The sequence below is a fragment of the Erythrobacter sp. KY5 genome (genome assembly GCF_003264115.1).
Taxonomy (GTDB): Bacteria; Pseudomonadota; Alphaproteobacteria; order Sphingomonadales; family Sphingomonadaceae; genus Erythrobacter.
Window position 1 is genome coordinate 807,822 of the sequence record NZ_CP021912.1, and the last position, 18,351, is coordinate 826,172.

The following is an 18,351-nucleotide window of genomic DNA, read 5'->3' on the forward strand; positions in this document are numbered from 1 at the left end:
TCTCTCCATCAAGTGAGAGAGCGGCCTAGCACAGCAGCAAGGGCCCGCAAGAGCGGGTTTGACCATGCTGCATGTCTGTTTTGAAAATTGGTGCGGTCGAGAAGACTCGAACTTCCACGGGCGTTAGCCCACAACGACCTCAACGTTGCGCGTCTACCAGTTCCGCCACGACCGCACTCGGGTGATCAGGACGCGCGCAGATCGCTGTCGTCCTCGGTAGGAGCGCGCCACTAGCAACAGGTTTGAGGGTGCGCAAGGCCTTTGATGCATTGCGGCAGATATGGCTGGGTCAGGTAACCCTTCGCCGGCCTTTGTCCCGCATCGGGACCGGCTTAATGGCTTGCTTGCGAAAATGGTAAATCGGCAGGTAACCATTGGGCATGAGCTTCACCGCTGCCCTTCTTCTGATCGCCCAAAGCGCCGCGCCTTTGGTGTCCGATGCGCCGATGGCCCAATCCTCGGCGGCACCGTCAGGCGGGGTCAGCATCCAGGCGTCGGCCAGCGCACGTATCATCCGCGCAACAAGGATCGCATTTGATCGGGACAGCGGGATTGCGGTCGAGGGTGAAACGCAGGCTTCCACGCTTCAGCGCAGCCGCGACGCAGCCGGAACCTATTGGGTCGAATTCAGCTGAGGACATGCGCCCTTAGCTGGGCGACCATCCAATCTCGGCAGCCTGAGCGGCGGGCGGGATGTCAGTCACCGCCTCGGTCACATTGAGGCTTTCCCCCGGTGCAAGCTCGCGCTTCGATGGCACGACCACCCAGGAATAAACGTTCTTTTCGCGCGCATCGCGGAAGACGACGAGGACGCTCGGCACTCTCTGGCTTTCCTGCGATACGTTGGAGATACTTCCGCTAACCCGAAATATCTCTTCCCCGCTTTCGAGCGTTTCCTTGCGCTGCCTCGCCTGCGGGAAGTCGAGGACGAGTTCTTCCTTCCCGATACCAAAGGTCGGCTTGCTGATCGGGAGCCAGTCGGGAAGCCCGTAATAATTGACTGCAACCGCTGTGCCTGACGCGAGGAGGGCGAAGACCCCTGCCGCTATCGTCCACATCTTGAGCGAGTTGCGGCGGCGCGAGAAAGGCGGGCTGTAATCGAACTGCGACCCTTCCTCATGACCGTCGTAATCATCGTCGAAGGCGGCATCGACATCAGCGTCACCAGCCTCGTCTTCAAATTCGCGCGCGAGAGGATCGGCACCAGCCCCATACTCGCTGTCGGCCTCGGGCTCAGGCTCAGGCGCGGGTTCCGGCTCCGGCTCGGTCGCAGGAGGCTCCGCATATGCCTCTTGCGGATCTGCAGATTGAGGTCGATCCGAAGTGCGCCAGTGGCTGATCGAAGGGTTCGCTGCCTCATCGACATCGGACCACGGCTCCGCGCTTTCTTCCGTTTCCACTTCCGTCTCGGGCTCGGGAGCAGGCGCAGGTGGCGGGGGAGGAGGTGCGGGCTCTGGCTCAGGCTCGGCGGCGGGAGCAGCGACAGCTTCTTCTTCGTGGTCGTCGAAGTCGAGCGGCTTTGGTTCCTGGAACCAGCTGTGCTTGCATTTTGCGCAGCGCACGGTTCTGCCCTCGGCGCCGATCGCGCTTTCCGGGACGACATAACGTGTCGAGCACTCTGGGCACGAGATGATCATTTCAGTGAGACGCATGAATCAGGTTAACGAGCGCTGCAAGGGCGGGGCGCCTCACGACGGGCGAATTGCGGGCTTTTTCCACATGAGAGGCGCAAAATTGCGGGATCGTGCAACAATGCTGCGACATATTGTGGGAGTTGCGGCTGCCGTGGGCTTCCCTGTGTGCGGGCAGCTTGGTAAACGCGCCCTTGATGAACGAGCGGCCATCAGAAATCGTCAAGTTCGACAATGTGGGTCTACGCTATGGCACCGATCCCGAAGTGCTGAGCGATCTGTCGTTCACGCTTTTCCCCGGCAGCTTCTATTTTCTCACCGGAGCGAGTGGTGCTGGCAAGACCAGCCTTCTGAAACTTCTCTATCTCGCGCAGCGTCCTTCGCGCGGCAGTATTCGCATGTTCGGCAAGGACATGATCACGCTCCCGCGTCAGAAATTGCCTGACTTTCGCAGGCGTCTTGGCGTCGTGTTTCAAAACTTCCGCCTCGTGTCGCACTTGTCAGCCTTCGATAATGTAGCGCTGCCCTTAAGGCTTGCGGGCACGGACGAGGCTAAAGTGGTCAAGGCGGTGTCCGACATGCTTGAATGGGTCGGCCTTTCGCACCGCGCACAGGCAGTCCCTGCAACCATGTCGGGCGGCGAACAACAGCGCGTCGCCATCGCGCGTGCCGTGATCGCGCGCCCGCAAATGCTCATCGCGGACGAGCCAACCGGCAATGTCGATCCTGAAATGGCGCTGAAACTGCTGCGCCTGTTCGAAGCGCTCAACAACCGGGTGGGTACGACAGTCATTGTCGCGACCCACGATGTGCACCTGCTCAAGAAAGTGCCGGAATCGCTCATCATGCGGCTTCACAAGGGACGGCTATCCGATCCGACCGGAGCGCTGCGTTACCCGCCGCAGCCAAAGCCGCGGCCCGCCCCGCGCAAAGGTGCGGCATGAGGACGCCGCCCGTTCCTGACGAAGGCATCGAAAAGGTCGCGCCGATGAAAGGCTCGGTCACTGCCAAGCTGCTGCCACAAACGCGCTTTGGCGGACCGATCCCGTGGGTGATCGCCATCCTCATCGCGCTCGTCGTGATTGCTGCCGCTGGCGGGCTTTCGCTGCGTAACCTTGCCGAGAATGCGCGCGCGGACCTGTCCGATGCGGTGACCGTTCAGATCGTGGAAGCCGACGAGGATGCCCGCGCCGCTCAGACAGATGCCGCCGCCGCCGCGCTTGGCAATTCGAGGCTGGTCACTTCGGTCCGCGTGGTGCCCGAAGCCGAGCTTGAAGAACTGCTCGCACCCTGGCTTGGCGAAAGCGCGGTATCGCAAGACGTGCCGATCCCGGCCTTGATCGACGTGGAGCTTACGAGGCAGGCCAACGCGCAGGAAATTGCCCAGTTGCAGAGCGCGCTGGACGAGGCGCTGGAACCGCTTGGAGGTTCCGCCCGGATCGATGCGCAATCGGAATGGCTCCGTCCCGTCTACGATGCGCTGGCAGCGCTTCAATATCTCGCGCTCGGTCTGATCGCGCTTGTGAGTTTTGCGACCGCTGCGGCGGTCTGGCTCGCAGCGCGCAGTGCCTTTGCCAATCACCGCGATACGGTCGAGATCATTCACTTGCTTGGCGGGACCGACAGACAGGTGACGCGGGTGTTCCAGCGATCGGTCGTACGCGATGCAGCCTTCGGAGCCTTCGTGGGGCTGGTGATCGGTCTCGCAGCGGTTTGGCTGCTGGGCCAGCAATTTGCCGCACTCGACAGCGGCATGGTGAGCGGAGGCAACCTTGACGTGGCCGATTGGGCGGTTATCGGCGCGGTTCCAGTCGCGGGCGTTCTGCTTGCGCTCATTACGGGTCGGATAACGATCGGACTTGCGCTAAAGTCGATGCTGTAAAAAACATGGTTGTCATTCGTTATCTCCTCGCCGCGAGCGTGCTCGTCTGGGCTTTGGGCTTCTTCTGGTTCGCTGCCGCGCTGCCGCAGCCAGCTGACGAGCTTTCCACCGATGCGGTGATCGTGCCGACAGGCGGACCGGGCCGGATTGCGCAAGGTTTGCAGGTTCTCGAAAAGGGTCAGGCGCGCCAGATGCTTGTCACGGGGGTCGATCCCGAGGTGACGCGTGACGAGTTTGCCGCTGAATTCGAGGTGGACGAGGCGCAGATGGATTGCTGCATCACGCTTGGCTCCGAAGCGGTCGACACTCGCTCCAATGCGACCGAAACCGCCGAATGGGTTGAAGCGAACGGCATCACCTCGCTCCGTCTTGTCACCACAGACTGGCACATGCGCCGCGCTGCCGGAGAGCTCGACCGCGAGCTGCCGTCAACAGTCAAGGTGGTGCGCGACGCAGTACCGTCGCAGCCGAGCCTTGCGAGCCTCTTCCTTGAATATCACAAGTTGATCGCCAGCTTTGTTGCAGGCCTTTTCGGTTATTGAGGCACCCCTTCGAGTGGCGTTTTTTCGCAGCCTTGTTTTCTATCCCCTGTTCTACGGGTTCAGCGCGATCCTCGTCGTGGTTTCGCTGTTCGCGCTGCTGCTGGGGCTTGAGGCGCTGAAGAAGGTCGTCGCGCTTTGGGGCGCCTGGCACAAATGGTGCGTTGAGAATGTGCTTGGCATCACGATCGTGCAAGAAGGCATGATCCCGGATGAGCCGGTCCTGATCGCGGTGAAGCATGAAAGCTTTTTCGAAGCGATCGACATGCCACGTCTGTTCCGCTTCCCGACCGTGTTTGCAAAGCGCGAACTGTTTCTTATTCCGGGCTGGGGGTATTCTGCGAAGGTTTACGGCCTGGTCCCCGTGGCGCGTGATCGCGGTGCGCAGGCGCTGCGCCAGATGATCGCCTTTGCCAAGGAACGCGTTGGCGAAGGGCGTCCGCTGGTCATCTTTCCCGAGGGGACACGAGTGCCGCACGGGAAAGAGCCGCCGCTGCAATCGGGCTTTGCGGGTATTTACAAGCTGCTCGGACTGCCGGTGGTGCCGGTCGCGGTAAACAGCGGGCCGCTCTACCACCGCATCGTCAAGCAGCCCGGCACGATTACCTATCGTGTGGGCGAGACAATTCCGGCAGGCCTGCCGCGCGCCGAGATGGAGCGCCGCGTGCACCGCGCGATCAATGTGCTTAATTCAGATGAGAGCATCGCGTCTTTGTCTGCGAACCCGCATCCGCGGGTTCGTCCTCGCTAGGCGCGCGGCAAGGCCGCACCCGCTGCGGGCGGGCAGTCGCCCTTGCGGCCCCTCGGGGCCGATCTCACGCCCGTCGAGCTACCTTAACCATGATCCTCGCGCCCGAAGTCCGGGCGGTCATCATCCTGGCCTTCCTTGATCACTTCACGGCGGATTGCGCGGGTGCGGCTGAAAAGCTCGTGCAGCGCATCGCCGTCGCCTGACCGGATTGCACGCTGGAGGGCGGTGAGGTCTTCGGTGAAGCGCCCCAGCATCTCGAGCACGGCGCTTTTGTTGTTGAGGAACACGTCGCGCCACATCACCGGGTCGGAAGCGGCAATGCGGGTGAAGTCGCGAAAGCCGCCAGCCGAATACTTGATCACTTCTGAGCGTGTCACCTCCTCCAGATCGCTGGCCGTGCCAACGATGGTGAAGGCGATGAGGTGCGGGATATGGCTGGTCACGGCGAGGACAAGATCGTGGTGCTCTGCGTCCATGATCTCGACAGTCGCGCCAAGCTTCGTCCAGAATTCCGACAGCGCAGCGAGCGCGTTCTCATGGGTGCCATCGACAGGTGTGAGAATGCACCAGCGGTTCGTGAAGAGCGAGGCAAAGCCTGCCTCCGGCCCGCTTTGCTCGGTCCCTGCCACAGGGTGCGCCGGAATGATCGTGCGGCCCGGAAGCGCGCGGCTCAGCGCTTCGGAAACGCTCTGCTTCGAGGAGCCGACATCGGAAATGATCGCGGTTTTGGGAATGTGATCGGCAAGCTGCGCGGCTGCTTCTTCCATCGCGCCAACCGGAACGCAAAGCACCACCAGATCAGCCTCGCGCACAGCCTCGGCAGCACTGTCACACACAGTCCCGACCAGCCCGCGCTCGCCCGCGACCTTGCGCACGCCTTCGTCGCGGTCGTAGCCTGTGGTCACGATGCCCGGCGCGTATTCCCGCACCGCAAGCCCGATCGATCCGCCCAGCAGGCCAAGCCCGATGATGGCGACGCGCTGGATCGTCACGCGGTTTCTCCGCAAAGCTTGCGCAAGGTGGCGATCACGCGGTCCATGTCCTGCGACTTGCCAATCGTGATACGCAGCGCGTCGGCCAGCCCTTGCGATGGCAGGTGGCGCACGGCGTAGCCTGCCTCGGCGATTGCTGTGAGGGCGGTCTCGGCTTTCAGATCGCCATCGAAGCGTGCCAGCACGAAGTTCGCCTCACTTGGGACGGCGCTGAGACCATGATTGCCAAGCGCGGCGATCGCCTCGACGAAGCGCGCGCGTTCGGCGGCATTGTGCGTGCGGCTCGCCTCCACGAATTCAGTGTCGCCCAGCGCGGCCAGAGCAGCTTTCTGGCCGCTCACTGTCACGTTGAACGGTCCGCGAATACGGTTGAGCACTTCGATGAGGCCCGGCGCGCCCGTTGCCCAGCCGACCCGTTCAGCGGCAAGACCATGGATCTTGGAGAAGGTGCGCGTCACCAGCACGTTGTCGTGACGGGCTGCAAGGTCGAAGCCGACGCGCTGATGCGCCGGGTCGAGATATTCGGCGTAAGCCTCGTCGACCACCAGCAGCACGTCAGCAGGCAGCCCTGCGTGCAGGCGCTTGACCTCTTCAGGCGCGATCCATGTGCCGGTTGGGTTGTTGGGGTTCGCAAGGAACACGACGCGCGTGTTCGGCGTCACAGCGCCAAGCATGGCGTCAACGTCGGCAGTGTAGTCAAGGTCATCGACTTCGACCGGCTCCGCCCCGCAGCGCCTTGCGGCGATATCATAGACCGCGAAGGAGTGACGCGAGAACAGCACTTCATCGCCGACGCCCGCAAAGCCCTGTGCTGCAAGGTTGAGCAATTCGTCAGAGCCCGTGCCGCACACGATCCGCTCTGCATCGAGGCCGTGCAATTCTGCAATTGCTGTCCGAAGCGCTCTGGAATCGGGATCGGGATAGCTCGCCGCTTCCCCTCGCGCCTGCTCAAGCGCTTCGAGCGCTGCCGGACTGGTGCCCAGCGGGTTCTCGTTCGCGGAAAGCTTCACCAGCTTGCGGCCATCGCTCGCAGTCGCCTTGCCGGGGACATAGGCGTGGATGCCGAGGATGTAGGGCTTGGGTTCGGGGCGTGTTGTCATGGCCGCGGGGCGATAACCTCTTGGCGCGTCCAAGAACAGCCCAATTGACTTGCACGGCTCGCTACCCCACTTCGCGCTGGCTTATGAACGCTGCCCCCGCCTCGAAGACCTTCGCGCTGCCCGACCCTCTGCCGCTTGATAGCGGGCAGGCGCTTGAAGGCGCGCAGATTGCGTATGAGACTTATGGCGAGCTGGCCGAAGACCGTTCGAACGCCATCCTCATCTGCCATGCGCTGACCGGCGACCAATATGTTGCGAGCAATCACCCGATCACCGGCAAGCCGGGCTGGTGGGAGCGGATGGTCGGCCCCGGCAAGCCGATCGACACGGATCGCTTCCACGTCATCTGCGCCAATGTGATCGGCAGCTGCATGGGGTCGAGCGGCCCTGCGTCCGAAGCCTCCGACGGCAACCCTTATGCGATGCGCTTTCCCGTCATCACCATCCGCGACATGGTGCGCGGGACCGTCGCTCTGCTCGACGGCCTTGGCATTGAGCAGCTTCACACGGTGGTCGGCGGATCGATGGGCGGAATGCAGGCGCTGAGCCTTGCCGCCAATTGGCCAAGCCGCGCAGCACGGGTGCTGGTGATCGCTTCGACCGCGCGGCATTCGGCGCAGAATATCGCCTTTCACGAGGTTGGCAGGCAGGCAATCATGGCGGACCCTGCCTGGGCGGGCGGCGACTACTACGCGACCGGCTCCTCGCCCGATAATGGCCTCGCCGTGGCGCGTATGGCTGCGCATATCACCTACCTGTCCGAGGAAGGGCTGACCGCCAAGTTCGGGCGACGTTTGCAGGACCGCGACGCCAAGAGCTTCGGCTTCGATGCCGACTTCCAGGTCGAGAGTTATCTGCGCTATCAGGGCAGCGGCTTCACCCAGCGCTTCGACGCCAATTCCTACCTCTACATCACGCGGGCGATGGACTATTTCGATATCGCCGAAGAGTTTGCTGACGACAAGGGGGGCGGCAAGCTTGCCGATGCCTTCGCGGGGACGAGCGCCCGGTTCTGTATCGTCAGCTTCGACACCGACTGGCTCTACCCTACCGCAGAGAGCCGCCATGTCGTCCACGCATTGAACGCCGCCGGGGCCAAGGTCAGCTTCGTCGAACTGAGCGCCCCTAACGGCCACGACAGCTTCCTGCTTGCGCATGAGGAGCTGGACCGCGTCGTGAAGGCCTTCGTCGAGTGAGCGGGTCTCTAAACACACTGCGCCCGGACCTTGCCGCGATCGCTCATCATGTCGCGCCGGGCACGCGCGTGCTCGACATCGGATGCGGCGAGGGCGAGTTGATGGCTGTGCTCGAGGCTGAGAAGCAATGCGATGCGCGCGGGCTTGAGCTGGACCCGGCGTTTGTCGCGCGCTGTGTCGGGCGCGGGCTTTCGGTGGTTCAGGGCGATGCCAACACCGACCTTGCCGACTATCCCGACAAGGCGTTCGATTACACCGTGCTCAGCCAGACGCTGCAAACTGCGACCCGGCCCGACCTGATGCTCGACGAGCTGCTCCGGGTGGGCACGCGCGCTTTCGTGTCGTTCCCCAACTTTGCGCATTGGCGCACGCGCACCGCGCTGATGCTTGGCGGGCGGATGCCTGTGACGCGCGCGCTGCCGGTGACGTGGTATGAGACCCAGAACATCCACCACGTGACGGTGGACGATTTCCGCGAGCTTGCGAGGGCCAAGGGCGCCAAGATTGAGCGCACCTGGTTCTTCGCGAATGAGCGCGCCATCGGCCCCGTCGGAGCCAACTGGCGCGCTGAGTTCGCTGTGTTCCAGCTAAGCCGTTAGGCCGATCAAGAAGGCCGGTGGATGCCGCACATCTTGTGGCCGTCGGGATCGGTGAAGTAGCATAAGTTCATCGGGCCCATCGATCCATTGCGCGTACCCGGCGGGTCTTCGATGCTCTTGCCGCCATTTGCGACCGCCACATCGTGCAGTTCGGTCACCTGCTCGAGGCTGTCGCACTTGAAACCGATCGTCATGCCATTGGCGCATTCGGCTGGCTGGCCGTTGATCGGCTCGCTGATCGAGAAGGTTGAGCCATTGTGCATGTAGAACAGGCGCGTCTGCCCGGTGTCATTGACATGCACCATCGGTTCGCCCGCACCCAGCACGCCTAAGACGGCGTTGTAGAAGGTCTTCGACTTCTCGATATCGTTCGACCCGATCATCACGTGATTGAGCATTTTGCGCTGTCCTCTCTCTTAGTGGTCATTTGCAACCGACATAGGCCGAGGTAGGGGCCGCACGCTGCCACGACAAGCGCTTTGTCCGCTGCGCTTCGATCTGCCGTAGCCAAGGGTTCATCCGCATCGCTATAGACGTGCGCCATGACCCTGCCTCTCCTCGCCGCCGCATCGCTCGCCCTGTCTGTCCAGTCTGCCGCGCCCGCTCCGGTAACGACACCGCAAGCCGCACCGAGCCCCGCGCCCGCGCTTTCGCTCAACAGCCAGACCTTGCTGCGCTGTTCGGCGGCCTTTGCGATGGTTTCTCACGGTCAGTCCGTCGGCAACGAGGATGCGCTCAAATGGCCTGTACTCGACACGCGCGGGAGGGAGTTCTTCGTTCGCGCCCTGGCACAGCTGATGGACGAGACCGGGCTCGACCGCGGCGGCATCAGCGCGCTCGTGAGCAAGGAGGCGCAACGCCTGTGGGACAGCGGCGAAACGCAGGACATCATGCCCGCCTGCCTCGTCATGCTGGATAGTTCGGGCATCTGAACCGCCGCAGCGGGTTTCGGCGTTCGGCCATGCGTATTGTGATGGATTTCCGCGTCCATCTGCTGCAATGCTCGCCGCACGATGTGGCAGCTCTACCAATTCCCTCTTTGTCCGTTTTCGCGCAAGATCAGGCTGCTGATGGGGGAGAAGGGCATCGCCTACGATCTGGTGCGAGAGCATCCCTGGGCGCCGTCGGACACCTTTCACAACCTCAACGCCGCTGGCCGCACGCCTGTGCTCGTCAATCAGGAGAAGGGCATCACGCTTGCCGATAGCCGGGCGATTGCCGAATACCTTGAAGAGACCGTCGACACATCGCCAATGATCAACGGCACGGCGGCAGGCCGGGCGGAGATCCGCCGGCTGGTGGCGCTGTTCGACGAGAACTTCTACGCCGATGTTACCGCGCCCTTGCTGCATGAGCGCATGAAGAAGCGCATCATCACCCGCCAGCCTCCCGACAGCCGCCAGCTGCGCGATGCGATGCGCATGGCACATGGCCACCTCGATTACATGGACTGGTTGATCGACAATCGCCCGTGGCTCGCCGGGTCTACCATGAGCATGGCGGACCTTGCCGCTGCCGCTCAGATCAGCGTTGCGGATTACCTTGGAGGGATCGACTGGAAGGGGCACGAACAGACGCGCGGCTGGTACGCGGTTTTCAAGAGCCGCCCCAGTTTCCGCCCGCTGCTTTCCGAACGAATGGACGTGATCAAACCGCCTGCCCATTACAGCCAGGTCGATGCCTGATTGATCGGCTCTGGACCACGCAAGTGGGTGGTTTGGAAAAACGGCTTCCTTCCGCAAGCCCCTGATGTCACATCCGAAACGTGAGAATGCGCGTGTAGGATATGTGACCTTTCGCAAATCGGCATACCGGCCAGTATTCAGGGCGCAATCGCATCGCATGGCGCATGAGTTAGCTCGCAACGCGCGAGTAGGAAAACGCTCAGCGCTTGCAGTCGAGCCCGCCCGCACCGATATTGGCCTCAAGCGAGAGAGACCAAGCACCCATGACCGACGATCCCAAGACCCTGACCGAAGCCGAATGGCGCGAGCGCCTGACTGCCGAGCAGTTTCATATTCTGCGCGAAGCGGGGACCGAGCGGGCCTTCACCGGCAAATACGACAAGTTCTACGAGAAGGGCGAATATATGTGCGCGGCATGCGGCACGCGCCTCTTCATCAGCGCGGCCAAGTACAACAGCGGCTGCGGCTGGCCCGCCTTCACCAAGCCAGCGGATGGAGATGTGATCGACGAGCACCGCGACACCTCCTTTGGCATGATCCGCACCGAGGTCACTTGCGGCAATTGCGGCAGCCATCTGGGTCATGTCTTCCCCGATGGGCCGCCCGAGGAAGGCGGCCTTCGTTACTGCATCAATTCCGCATCGCTTGAATTCGCGCCCGAAGACTAGGGCCGAGCCTCGTTGCCCCCCGATTCCAGTCGGCGGATAAAAAGACGCCCCTGCGCGTTTTCCCCTCATTGGGCGTCAATTCGGCGTGCCAGCCCGTTCACGCAGGGTTACAAGTGACCTATGCAGGGCCGGAATTTGAGGTATTGGGCGCCATTGGCTTTTATGGAAATTCATGTCGAAACGCGGTGACCGTCTGCAAAACAAGGGTAAGCGCGGGTCGCGCCGTGCCGCAGCCGAACGGGCAAAGCCCTCTTCGGGCAATACCACTCGCGCCAAAAAGGCCGGAAACGGTTCCGCGTCGAGCGACGAGATGAAGCGGCCCTCGCCATTTTGGAAATGGGTCAAGCGCTTTGCACTGGGCGGCGTTGCTGCGGGGCTCCTCGCGGTCATCTTTCTCGGCTTCGCGGTCGGTTTTGCCGCACGTTCGATCCCGACTTTCTCGCAATTGCAGGCGACGCAGGCTGGCCAGACGATCCTCGTGCGCGCGCGTGACGGGACCGAGATCGTGGAGATCGGCCCGAGCTTTGGCGAATGGCTCGCCCATGACGAGATCCCCTCCAACATGCGCAACGCGATGATCGCGGTCGAGGACCGGCGCTTCCATCAGCATTTCGGCATAGACTTCTGGCGCACCGGCGGCGCGATCATCGAAGGTGTTACCGGCACGCGCAGCCGCGTCGGGGGCACTTCGACCATATCGCAGCAGCTGGCGCGCAACCTCTTCCTGTCATCCAACCGCACCGTCGACCGCAAGGCGCGCGAGGCGGTGCTGGCGATGGCGCTCGAATGGAAGTTCACCAAGGAAGAGATCCTCGAGCTGTACCTCAACAAGGTCTATTTCGGCGGCGGCGCGTATGGCGTCGACAGCGCGAGCCGCAAATTCTTCAGCCATCCCGGCACAGAGCTCTCGGTCGCCGAAAGCGCGATTATCGCAGGGCTCGTCAAAGCGCCGAGCCGCTATTCCCCGACCGCCGATGTCGATGCCGCCGTTGCGCGCGCGCAGGTCGTGCTGCGCCTCATGCGAGAGCAGGGCTACATCACCTCGCAGCAGGCTAGCGTCGATACGAGCACGGTCGAACTGAAGGAGCAGGCGGGGCAGAACTCGGTGCGCTATTTCACCGACTGGGCGCTGCCGCAGCTCGACATCCTGCTGCCTGAAACCAACGCGCCCCTGGAGGTCTGGACGACGCTCGATGTCGGGATGCAGCGCGCCGCCACTGCTGCCATCGATGCCAACACGCCGGACGGTTCGCAAGGCGCGCTGGTCAGCCTTGACCGCGACGGGGCAATCCTCGCGCTGGTGGGCGGGACCGATTATGTCGAGACCAACTTCAACCGCGCGACCAACGCAATGCGCCAGCCCGGCTCTTCATGGAAGCTGTTCGTCTATCTCGCCGCGCTCGAAGCCGGGTACACGCCCGATGACCGGGTGGTCGATACGCCGGTGACGATCGACGGGTGGAGCCCGCGCAATTCGAACGGGCGCAATGTCGGTGAGACAAACCTGCGCACCGCATTCGCCTATTCGATCAACACCGTCGCGGCCCAGCTTGGCAACGAAGTGGGTTTTGGAACTGTCGCCTCGATGGCGCGGCGCTTTGGCGTGTCGAGCCCGATTTCGACCTTCCCTTCGATGGTGCTTGGTTCGTCCGAGGTGCGTCTTCTGGAAATGACCCGCGCGTTCGGCGGCATTTCATCAGGCGGCGTCGGGATCGAGCCGTATGGCATCCTCAAGGTCGCAACCGCCGGGGGCGAGGTGATTTACGAGCGCGAGGAGACGCGCGAACGCCAGCTGATCCCTGATTACGTCGCAGCGGGCATCACCGATCTGCTGCAGGCCGCCGTCCAGACGGGAACGGGGCGCGCGGCGCAGATCGGACGCCCGGTCGCTGGCAAGACCGGCACGACCAGTTCGAACAAGGATGGCTGGTTCGTCGGCTTCTCCAGCGGCATCACCACAGGCGTGTGGATGGGACGCGACGATGCGCGTGCGGTTCCGGGCCTTCAGGGCGGACGAGCGCCCGCGCGCGCCTTTGCCGCCTACATGCGCTATGCGGTAAAGGATCGTCCGGTGGAGCAGTTCGACACCGAACTGAACCTGCCCGACTGGCAGCTTGAACCCGATGAGGAAGCGCTATTCGGTGATCCGGACGATTATTACTTCATCGACGAGCAAGGCAATCTGATCGAACCTGGCCGCCGCGATCCCATTGGTACGCCGTTCGATATTGATGGCGAGAGCGAAGGCGGTCTGGAACCGATTGCTGAGCCGCCGTCTGCGGTTGACGACGATTTCCTCGACCGCGCGATCCGGGGCCCGGTCGAAGCGCCGCCGCCCCCGCGCTCAAGGCCTTCGCCATCGCCCATTCCTACCCAGCCGCTTGAAGTCGCGCCGCCAAGACCGCCGCGACCCTCGGGTTAGGATCGGGTGCAATCACCAAAGAGAAAGGGCCCCGGAGCGCGTTGCTCCGGGGCCCTTTTCGTATCGGTATGGCTGCGGCGCTTAGCGCAGGCGCACCGGAAGGAAGCGCGCCGGCATTCCGCGGCGCTGGATCCGCAACAGAACCGCATCGCGGCCTTCGCTCTCGGCGGCGGCAATCTGCTCGCGCAGCGCTTCGGTCGAGGTAACTTCCTGATAGTTGGCCGACAGGATGATGTCGCCCCGGCGCAGACCCTTGCGGCCCGCATCCGAGTTGGGATCGACCGCGCCGATCACGAGACCGGTCGTATCGGTCGGCACGCCAAGGCTGCGCGCGATCTGCGGGGTGAGGTCGAGAACCTGCAGGCCGAGTTTCTCCGCGATCATCTCATCGGAAGCCTCGGGATCCATCGGCTCTTCGCTTTCCGGGTCGAAGGTCTGAGTCTGCTGGGCGATTTCCTCTTCGCTCGGACGGCGGGCGAGCGTCGCGTTGACCGTGATGGTTTGGCCTTCGCGCAGCACCTCGACCGGAACGCTTTCACCCGGCTCGATATTGGCGACGATGAAGGAGACGCTTTGCTCCGACGTCACTTCGCGGCCATTGACACCCACGATCACGTCACCGGCGCGAAGCCCGGCGCGGCTTGCAGGGCTGTCATCGGTGACGATCTGGACGATTTCGCCGCGATTGCGCTCAAGCCCGAGCGAATCGGCAAGATCGTCGTTGATCGGCTCGAGGCTGACGCCGAGATAGCCGCGCTCGATTTCCTGTCCCTGCTTGAGCTGTTCGACGATCGGCGCTGCGATTTCGGCGGGGATGGCAAAGCCGATGCCCACACTGCCGCCCGAAGGCGAGAAGATCGCGTTGTTGATGCCGATCACGTTGCCGCGCATGTCGAACAGCGGGCCGCCCGAATTGCCGCGGTTGATGCTGGCGTCGGTCTGGATGTAACGGTCATAGGCGCCGCCCTGACCGGTGTTGCGATAGACAGCGGAAACGATGCCGCTGGTGACCGTGCCGCCAAGGCCGAACGGGTTGCCGATGGCGACCACCCATTCACCCACGCGCGTCTGCGAGCTGTCGCCGAAACGCACGAACGGAAAGGTTTCGCCCGACTGGATCTTGAGCACGGCAAGGTCCGACTGTGCGTCCGCACCGACGAGTTCGGCCTGATACTCGGTCCCGTCGGGCATGGTGACGGTGATCTCTTCGAGCCGCGCGCGGTTGTCGGGCGAGACCACGTGATTGTTGGTCACGACGAAACCGTCCGCGCTGATGATGAAGCCCGAGCCGAGCGAGTTCGCCTCGCGCCGCTGGGGCTGGCCATTGTCACCACCGCGGCGGTTGAAAAGCTCTGCGAACGGAGTGCCGGCAAACGGGTTGCGGTTCACTTCGATCGATTGGCGGGTCGAGATGTTGACCACCGCCGGCTGAAGCTGCTGGGTGAGGTCGGCGAAGCTCGACGGAGCTCCTGCGACAGGAACGACGCGGTCCATGACCGCTTCGTCATTCTGGGCGACCTGAGCGCCGGCCGGGTAGCCGGTCATCAGCGATACAGCTGCGCCGCCAACCAGGAGCGCACTTGTCAGTCCATAAACATACCGCACGTTGTTCACGTCCTCTCGTTCCTTTTCTTCGATGGGGCCGCACCCGTTTTCGGTGCGCCCGCTAGTCTTCAAGTTACGCCTTCACAAAGAGGGCAGATGCGCTGAACGCTGAATGAAGACGCTTGTAGTCGGTAGCGTCAGGTCAGCGCTTCGTCGTTCCGAAACTCACGCCAGCTTTGGCACCGCCCTATCAGCGGCGGCCATTGAACTGGTTGAAGTATTCATTGTCGCTGTCGAGCACCATCGAGGAATTGGCTTCCCCGTTGATGAAGGTCTGGCGGTAGCTCTCCATCGCCCGGTAGAAATCGTAGAAATCCGGGTCCTTGCCATACGCGTCGGCATAGGTGCTGGCCGCGTCCGCATCGGCTTCGGCGCGGATGATCTGCGCGTTCTTGCGACCCTGGGCGCGGATCGTTTCGGCCTGCTCCTGCCGGTCCGAGATCATCCGGGTGAACGCAGCTTCAAGCGGAGTGCCTTCGGGAAGGTCGGCCGCCTTGATACGCACGTCGATGATCTGCACGCCATATTCGCGCGCCTGCGCATCGAGCGTGTCGCGGATATTGGTCATTGCCGTGCCGCGCTCTGCTGTCAGCAGGCTCGCAAAGGTCCGGCGACCCAGCTCCTGTCGCAGCACAGAAGTCAGGATCGGCGAAAGCTGCGTGATCAGGCGCGCTTCGTCGCCTGCACGCTCCACCATCGTCACCGGCTGAATGATCCGGAAGCGCGCATAGGCGTTCACCTGAAGGCGCTGCTGGTCGCTGGTCAGGACCTGCTGGTTGTCCATGTCGAGGTCGAGCACGCGGCGTTCGACCATCTGCACCCGGTCGATGAACGGGATGCGATAGTGGAAGCCTGCGCCGGTCTGACCGTACGGGTCTTCGGGCGTGTACATGTTGACGATCTCGCGCGGTTCACCCGTGCGGATAATCACGGCCTGCTTTGTCTCGGGCGTCACGAACAGGGTCGAGGCCGCGCCGATCAGGACGAGAGCCACGGCAATGATCGCGATCTTGTACTGGTTCCAGATGTTCTGCATCTTACTGGCCTCCCGTTGGCGTTGCAGGCTGGGCGGCGTTTGAACGACCCCGCTCGACCTCACGCAAGGGGATGTAAGGCGTCACGCCATCGGCATCGATCACGGTCTTGTCGGTGCGCGAAAGCACGGCTTCCATTGTCTCATAATAGAGGCGGCGACGCGTCACTTCGGGCGCAAGCGCATATTCCGAATAGATCTGGTTGAACGCTTCGGCGTCACCTTCGGCGCGGGCGAGAACCTGCTGCGCATAACGGCGCGCACGGTTCAGCTCACGCTCGGCATCCTGCTGTGCGGCAAGGACGTCGTTGAAGGCCTCGACCACGCTTTCGGGCGGGTCGGTCTTGTCGATTTCGATACCCTGCACCGCGATGCCAGCGCCATATCCGTCGAGGATCGACTGCATGCGCATGCGGACATTTTCCTGAATGTCTGCGCGCCCTTCACCCGAAATCACCGAATCGAGCGTCTTTTCCGCCACCGATGAACGCATTGCAGTTTCCGCAGATTCGCGCACGGTTTCGATCGGATCGGCAAGCTGGAACTGGAACAGCGTCAGGTCCTTGATGTTCCAGCGAATCGAATAGCTGAGGTCGACGAGGTTCTGGTCGCCCGTCAGGATGAGCTTGGTCGGCACTTCCTCGGTACGGATTTCGATCACGTTTTCGGTTTCGACGATGCTGATCGGATAGGGATAGGACCAGTTGGTACCCGGACCGTAGCTGCCGACATACTTGCCGCCAAAGCGGGTTACGGTTGCCGCTTCGCCCGGCTGGATGAAGTGAACGCTCGACATGATGACCCACAGGCCAAGCGCCGCTGCGATCAGGATCGGAATCCAGCTTCCGCCACCGGGGCGTTCGGGCAGCTTGATGCCGCCACCGCCGCCTGCGCGGCGCGGACCTTCGGGGCCGCGGTTCTTGAAGATGTCCTCGATCGAGGCTGAGCGGCGGCCGCCGCTCTTGTTGCCGCCCTTGCCGCCGGGAAGCCACGGATTGCGCGGACCATCGGAGCCGCCGCCAGCTGGCGTATCGCTGCCATCCGAGCCATCATCTCCACCCGATCCACCGCCCGAGCCGCCCCAGGGATTTTTCTTGCCTGCCATGGCGAGGCCGAATTGCTTTCTAAAGCCGTCAAACATTCGCATGCACTCCTTATAGGAACGCCTTTTGGGGAAAAACAGGGGTTGGCGCTTCGATTTTGGTGTTAGGGGCGATTTTGGTGATAGAGGCCTCATTCATTATGTCTGACGATCGCAAACCCACTTCGAACCCCGCCGATGACGAAGCGCGTCTGCGCGCGGCTCTTCCGATCGAGATCCACGGAAGGCTGCGCTCGCTGCGCCTGAAGGATGGCCGCGCCATCGTGGTTGCAGAGGCAGGCGACCTCGGTGCGAAAGCGCGCGAGGAGCTTGAGGCGCTGATCGAGAAGGAAATCGGCAAACTCGCCGATGTCGAGACGGTTCACGTCGCCCTGATCGCAGACCGCCGCCGCCGGATGATTATCGCGGTTGGTTCGGGCAAGGGCGGCGTGGGCAAATCGACGCTGACCACCAATCTTGCCGTCGCGCTTGCACGAAAAGGGCGCAAGGTCGGGGTGATCGACGGCGATGTCTACGGCCCCTCGCAACAGCGCCTGCTTGCAACCGACCGCGCCAAGCCGGTCACCGAAGGCGACAAGCTTGTCCCGGTCGATAGCCCGCACGGGGTCAAGGTGCTCTCGATGGGGCATCTCGTCCCGCCCGGAAAGGCGCTTGCCTGGCGCGGGCCGATGGCGGGCAAGGCGCTGGGCCAGCTGGTCGATGCAGCGTGGGGCGATACCGAGCTTCTCCTGATCGACCTGCCGCCGGGAACGGGTGATGTGCAGATTTCGATGATGGCCGACAGCAAGCCCGATGGCGCGGTGCTGGTCTCAACCCCGCAGGACCTCGCGCTGCTCGATGCGGCGCGCGCCGGGCAATTGTTCGAGGATGGCGAGGTGCCGATTATCGGACTGGTCGAGAACATGGCGGGTTACGAATGCCCCCATTGCGGCGAGGTCTCCGATCCCTTTGGCCAGGGCGGGGTCGAAAAGTTTGCCGATGCGCTCAAGATCCCGTTTCTTGGCCGCATTCCGCTGACCATCGACACCCGGATTGCAGGCGATGCGGGCAAACCTCCCGCTGCCGGAGACGATGAGGGCGCTGCGCCCTTCCTCGCGGTTGCCGACAAGCTTGATCGCTGGTTGACCAACGGAGCGATCTGACGCG

General features: G+C 62.9%; 19 protein-coding genes and 1 tRNA gene. 12 read left to right on the plus strand and 8 right to left on the minus strand.

From position 1 onward, the window contains the following. Positions 1-88 precede the first annotated feature (88 nt). A tRNA-Leu gene (locus CD351_RS03965) sits at positions 89-175 on the minus strand. Positions 176-380: 205 nt separating this feature from the next. Here CD351_RS03965 and CD351_RS03970 point away from each other — a divergent pair. Next, entirely contained in the window at positions 381-635 is a 255-nt protein-coding gene (locus CD351_RS03970) for a hypothetical protein (RefSeq protein WP_111991416.1), read from the plus strand. Between the two features lie 12 nt (positions 636-647). On the opposite strand, the gene CD351_RS03975 is transcribed toward CD351_RS03970, so the two are convergent. Further along, entirely contained in the window at positions 648-1,652 is a 1,005-nt protein-coding gene (locus tag CD351_RS03975; RefSeq protein WP_234027210.1) for a zinc-ribbon domain-containing protein, read from the minus strand. Between the two features lie 176 nt (positions 1,653-1,828). On the opposite strand from CD351_RS03975, the gene ftsE reads away from it, so the two are divergent. The 4 genes from ftsE to CD351_RS03995 are packed head-to-tail and all read left to right on the plus strand — an operon-like array spanning position 1,829 to position 4,803. Further along, positions 1,829-2,575: a cell division ATP-binding protein FtsE gene (ftsE, locus tag CD351_RS03980; RefSeq protein WP_111991417.1), complete on the plus strand. Its 747-nt coding sequence runs from the start codon at positions 1,829-1,831 to the stop codon at positions 2,573-2,575. Then, positions 2,572-3,513 (plus strand): ABC transporter permease, encoded by a 942-nt coding sequence (locus CD351_RS03985; RefSeq protein WP_174214239.1) that lies wholly within the window; start codon positions 2,572-2,574, stop codon positions 3,511-3,513. The genes ftsE and CD351_RS03985 overlap by 4 nt, the downstream gene beginning before the upstream one ends. A 5-nt stretch (positions 3,514-3,518) precedes the next feature. Then, positions 3,519-4,055 carry a YdcF family protein gene (locus CD351_RS03990; RefSeq protein WP_111991418.1) on the plus strand — a complete coding sequence of 179 codons (537 nt, stop codon included), beginning with the start codon at positions 3,519-3,521 and terminating at the stop codon, positions 4,053-4,055. Positions 4,056-4,068: 13 nt separating this feature from the next. Further along, positions 4,069-4,803: a 1-acyl-sn-glycerol-3-phosphate acyltransferase gene (locus CD351_RS03995; RefSeq protein ID WP_111991419.1), complete on the plus strand. Its 735-nt coding sequence runs from the start codon at positions 4,069-4,071 to the stop codon at positions 4,801-4,803. Between the two features lie 83 nt (positions 4,804-4,886). Here CD351_RS03995 and CD351_RS04000 read toward each other — a convergent pair whose 3' ends face one another. Next, the gene (locus CD351_RS04000) at positions 4,887-5,795 is read right to left on the minus strand and encodes a prephenate/arogenate dehydrogenase family protein (protein ID WP_111991420.1); all 909 of its coding nucleotides are present in this window, start codon (positions 5,793-5,795) and stop codon (positions 4,887-4,889) included. Next, positions 5,792-6,895: a histidinol-phosphate transaminase gene (hisC, locus tag CD351_RS04005; RefSeq protein WP_111991421.1), complete on the minus strand. Its 1,104-nt coding sequence runs from the start codon at positions 6,893-6,895 to the stop codon at positions 5,792-5,794. Before hisC ends, CD351_RS04000 begins: the two co-directional genes overlap by 4 nt. Positions 6,896-6,978: 83 nt before the next feature. On the opposite strand from hisC, the gene CD351_RS04010 reads away from it, so the two are divergent. Next, a complete protein-coding gene (locus CD351_RS04010) occupies positions 6,979-8,091 on the plus strand; it encodes a homoserine O-acetyltransferase (RefSeq protein ID WP_111991422.1) in 1,113 nt (370 codons plus the stop codon). After that, positions 8,088-8,690 (plus strand): methionine biosynthesis protein MetW, encoded by a 603-nt coding sequence (metW, locus tag CD351_RS04015; protein ID WP_111991423.1) that lies wholly within the window; start codon positions 8,088-8,090, stop codon positions 8,688-8,690. Before CD351_RS04010 ends, metW begins: the two co-directional genes overlap by 4 nt. A gap of 5 nt (positions 8,691-8,695) precedes the next feature. Here the strand turns inward: metW and CD351_RS04020 are convergent, their stop codons facing one another. After that, the gene (locus CD351_RS04020) at positions 8,696-9,088 is read right to left on the minus strand and encodes a VOC family protein (RefSeq protein ID WP_007166133.1); all 393 of its coding nucleotides are present in this window, start codon (positions 9,086-9,088) and stop codon (positions 8,696-8,698) included. A gap of 144 nt (positions 9,089-9,232) precedes the next feature. On the opposite strand from CD351_RS04020, the gene CD351_RS04025 reads away from it, so the two are divergent. The 4 genes from CD351_RS04025 (at position 9,233) to CD351_RS04040 (ending at position 13,465) form a co-directional block, all read left to right on the plus strand. Next, positions 9,233-9,622 carry a hypothetical protein gene (locus CD351_RS04025; protein WP_234027211.1) on the plus strand — a complete coding sequence of 130 codons (390 nt, stop codon included), beginning with the start codon at positions 9,233-9,235 and terminating at the stop codon, positions 9,620-9,622. An 81-nt stretch (positions 9,623-9,703) separates the two neighbouring features. Next, positions 9,704-10,375, plus strand: coding sequence for a glutathione S-transferase family protein (locus CD351_RS04030; protein ID WP_111991424.1), 672 nt, complete (start codon positions 9,704-9,706; stop codon positions 10,373-10,375). Between the two features lie 263 nt (positions 10,376-10,638). After that, the gene (gene msrB / locus CD351_RS04035; RefSeq protein WP_111991425.1) at positions 10,639-11,043 is read left to right on the plus strand and encodes a peptide-methionine (R)-S-oxide reductase MsrB; all 405 of its coding nucleotides are present in this window, start codon (positions 10,639-10,641) and stop codon (positions 11,041-11,043) included. Positions 11,044-11,215: 172 nt separating this feature from the next. After that, complete coding sequence (locus CD351_RS04040; protein WP_234027212.1) at positions 11,216-13,465, plus strand: transglycosylase domain-containing protein; 2,250 nt, start codon at positions 11,216-11,218, stop codon at positions 13,463-13,465. Between the two features lie 81 nt (positions 13,466-13,546). Here the strand turns inward: CD351_RS04040 and CD351_RS04045 are convergent, their stop codons facing one another. From CD351_RS04045 to hflK, 3 genes are all read right to left on the minus strand, one after another. Continuing rightward, positions 13,547-15,079 (minus strand): Do family serine endopeptidase, encoded by a 1,533-nt coding sequence (locus CD351_RS04045; RefSeq protein ID WP_111993579.1) that lies wholly within the window; start codon positions 15,077-15,079, stop codon positions 13,547-13,549. A gap of 181 nt (positions 15,080-15,260) precedes the next feature. After that, complete coding sequence (hflC, locus tag CD351_RS04050) at positions 15,261-16,106, minus strand: protease modulator HflC (RefSeq protein ID WP_111991426.1); 846 nt, start codon at positions 16,104-16,106, stop codon at positions 15,261-15,263. Position 16,107: 1 nt separating this feature from the next. After that, positions 16,108-17,244, minus strand: coding sequence for a protease modulator HflK (gene hflK / locus CD351_RS04055; protein WP_111991427.1), 1,137 nt, complete (start codon positions 17,242-17,244; stop codon positions 16,108-16,110). A 101-nt stretch (positions 17,245-17,345) separates the two neighbouring features. Between hflK and CD351_RS04060 the strand changes: the two genes are divergently transcribed. Then, complete coding sequence (locus CD351_RS04060; RefSeq protein WP_111991428.1) at positions 17,346-18,347, plus strand: Mrp/NBP35 family ATP-binding protein; 1,002 nt, start codon at positions 17,346-17,348, stop codon at positions 18,345-18,347. Positions 18,348-18,351 lie beyond the last annotated feature (4 nt).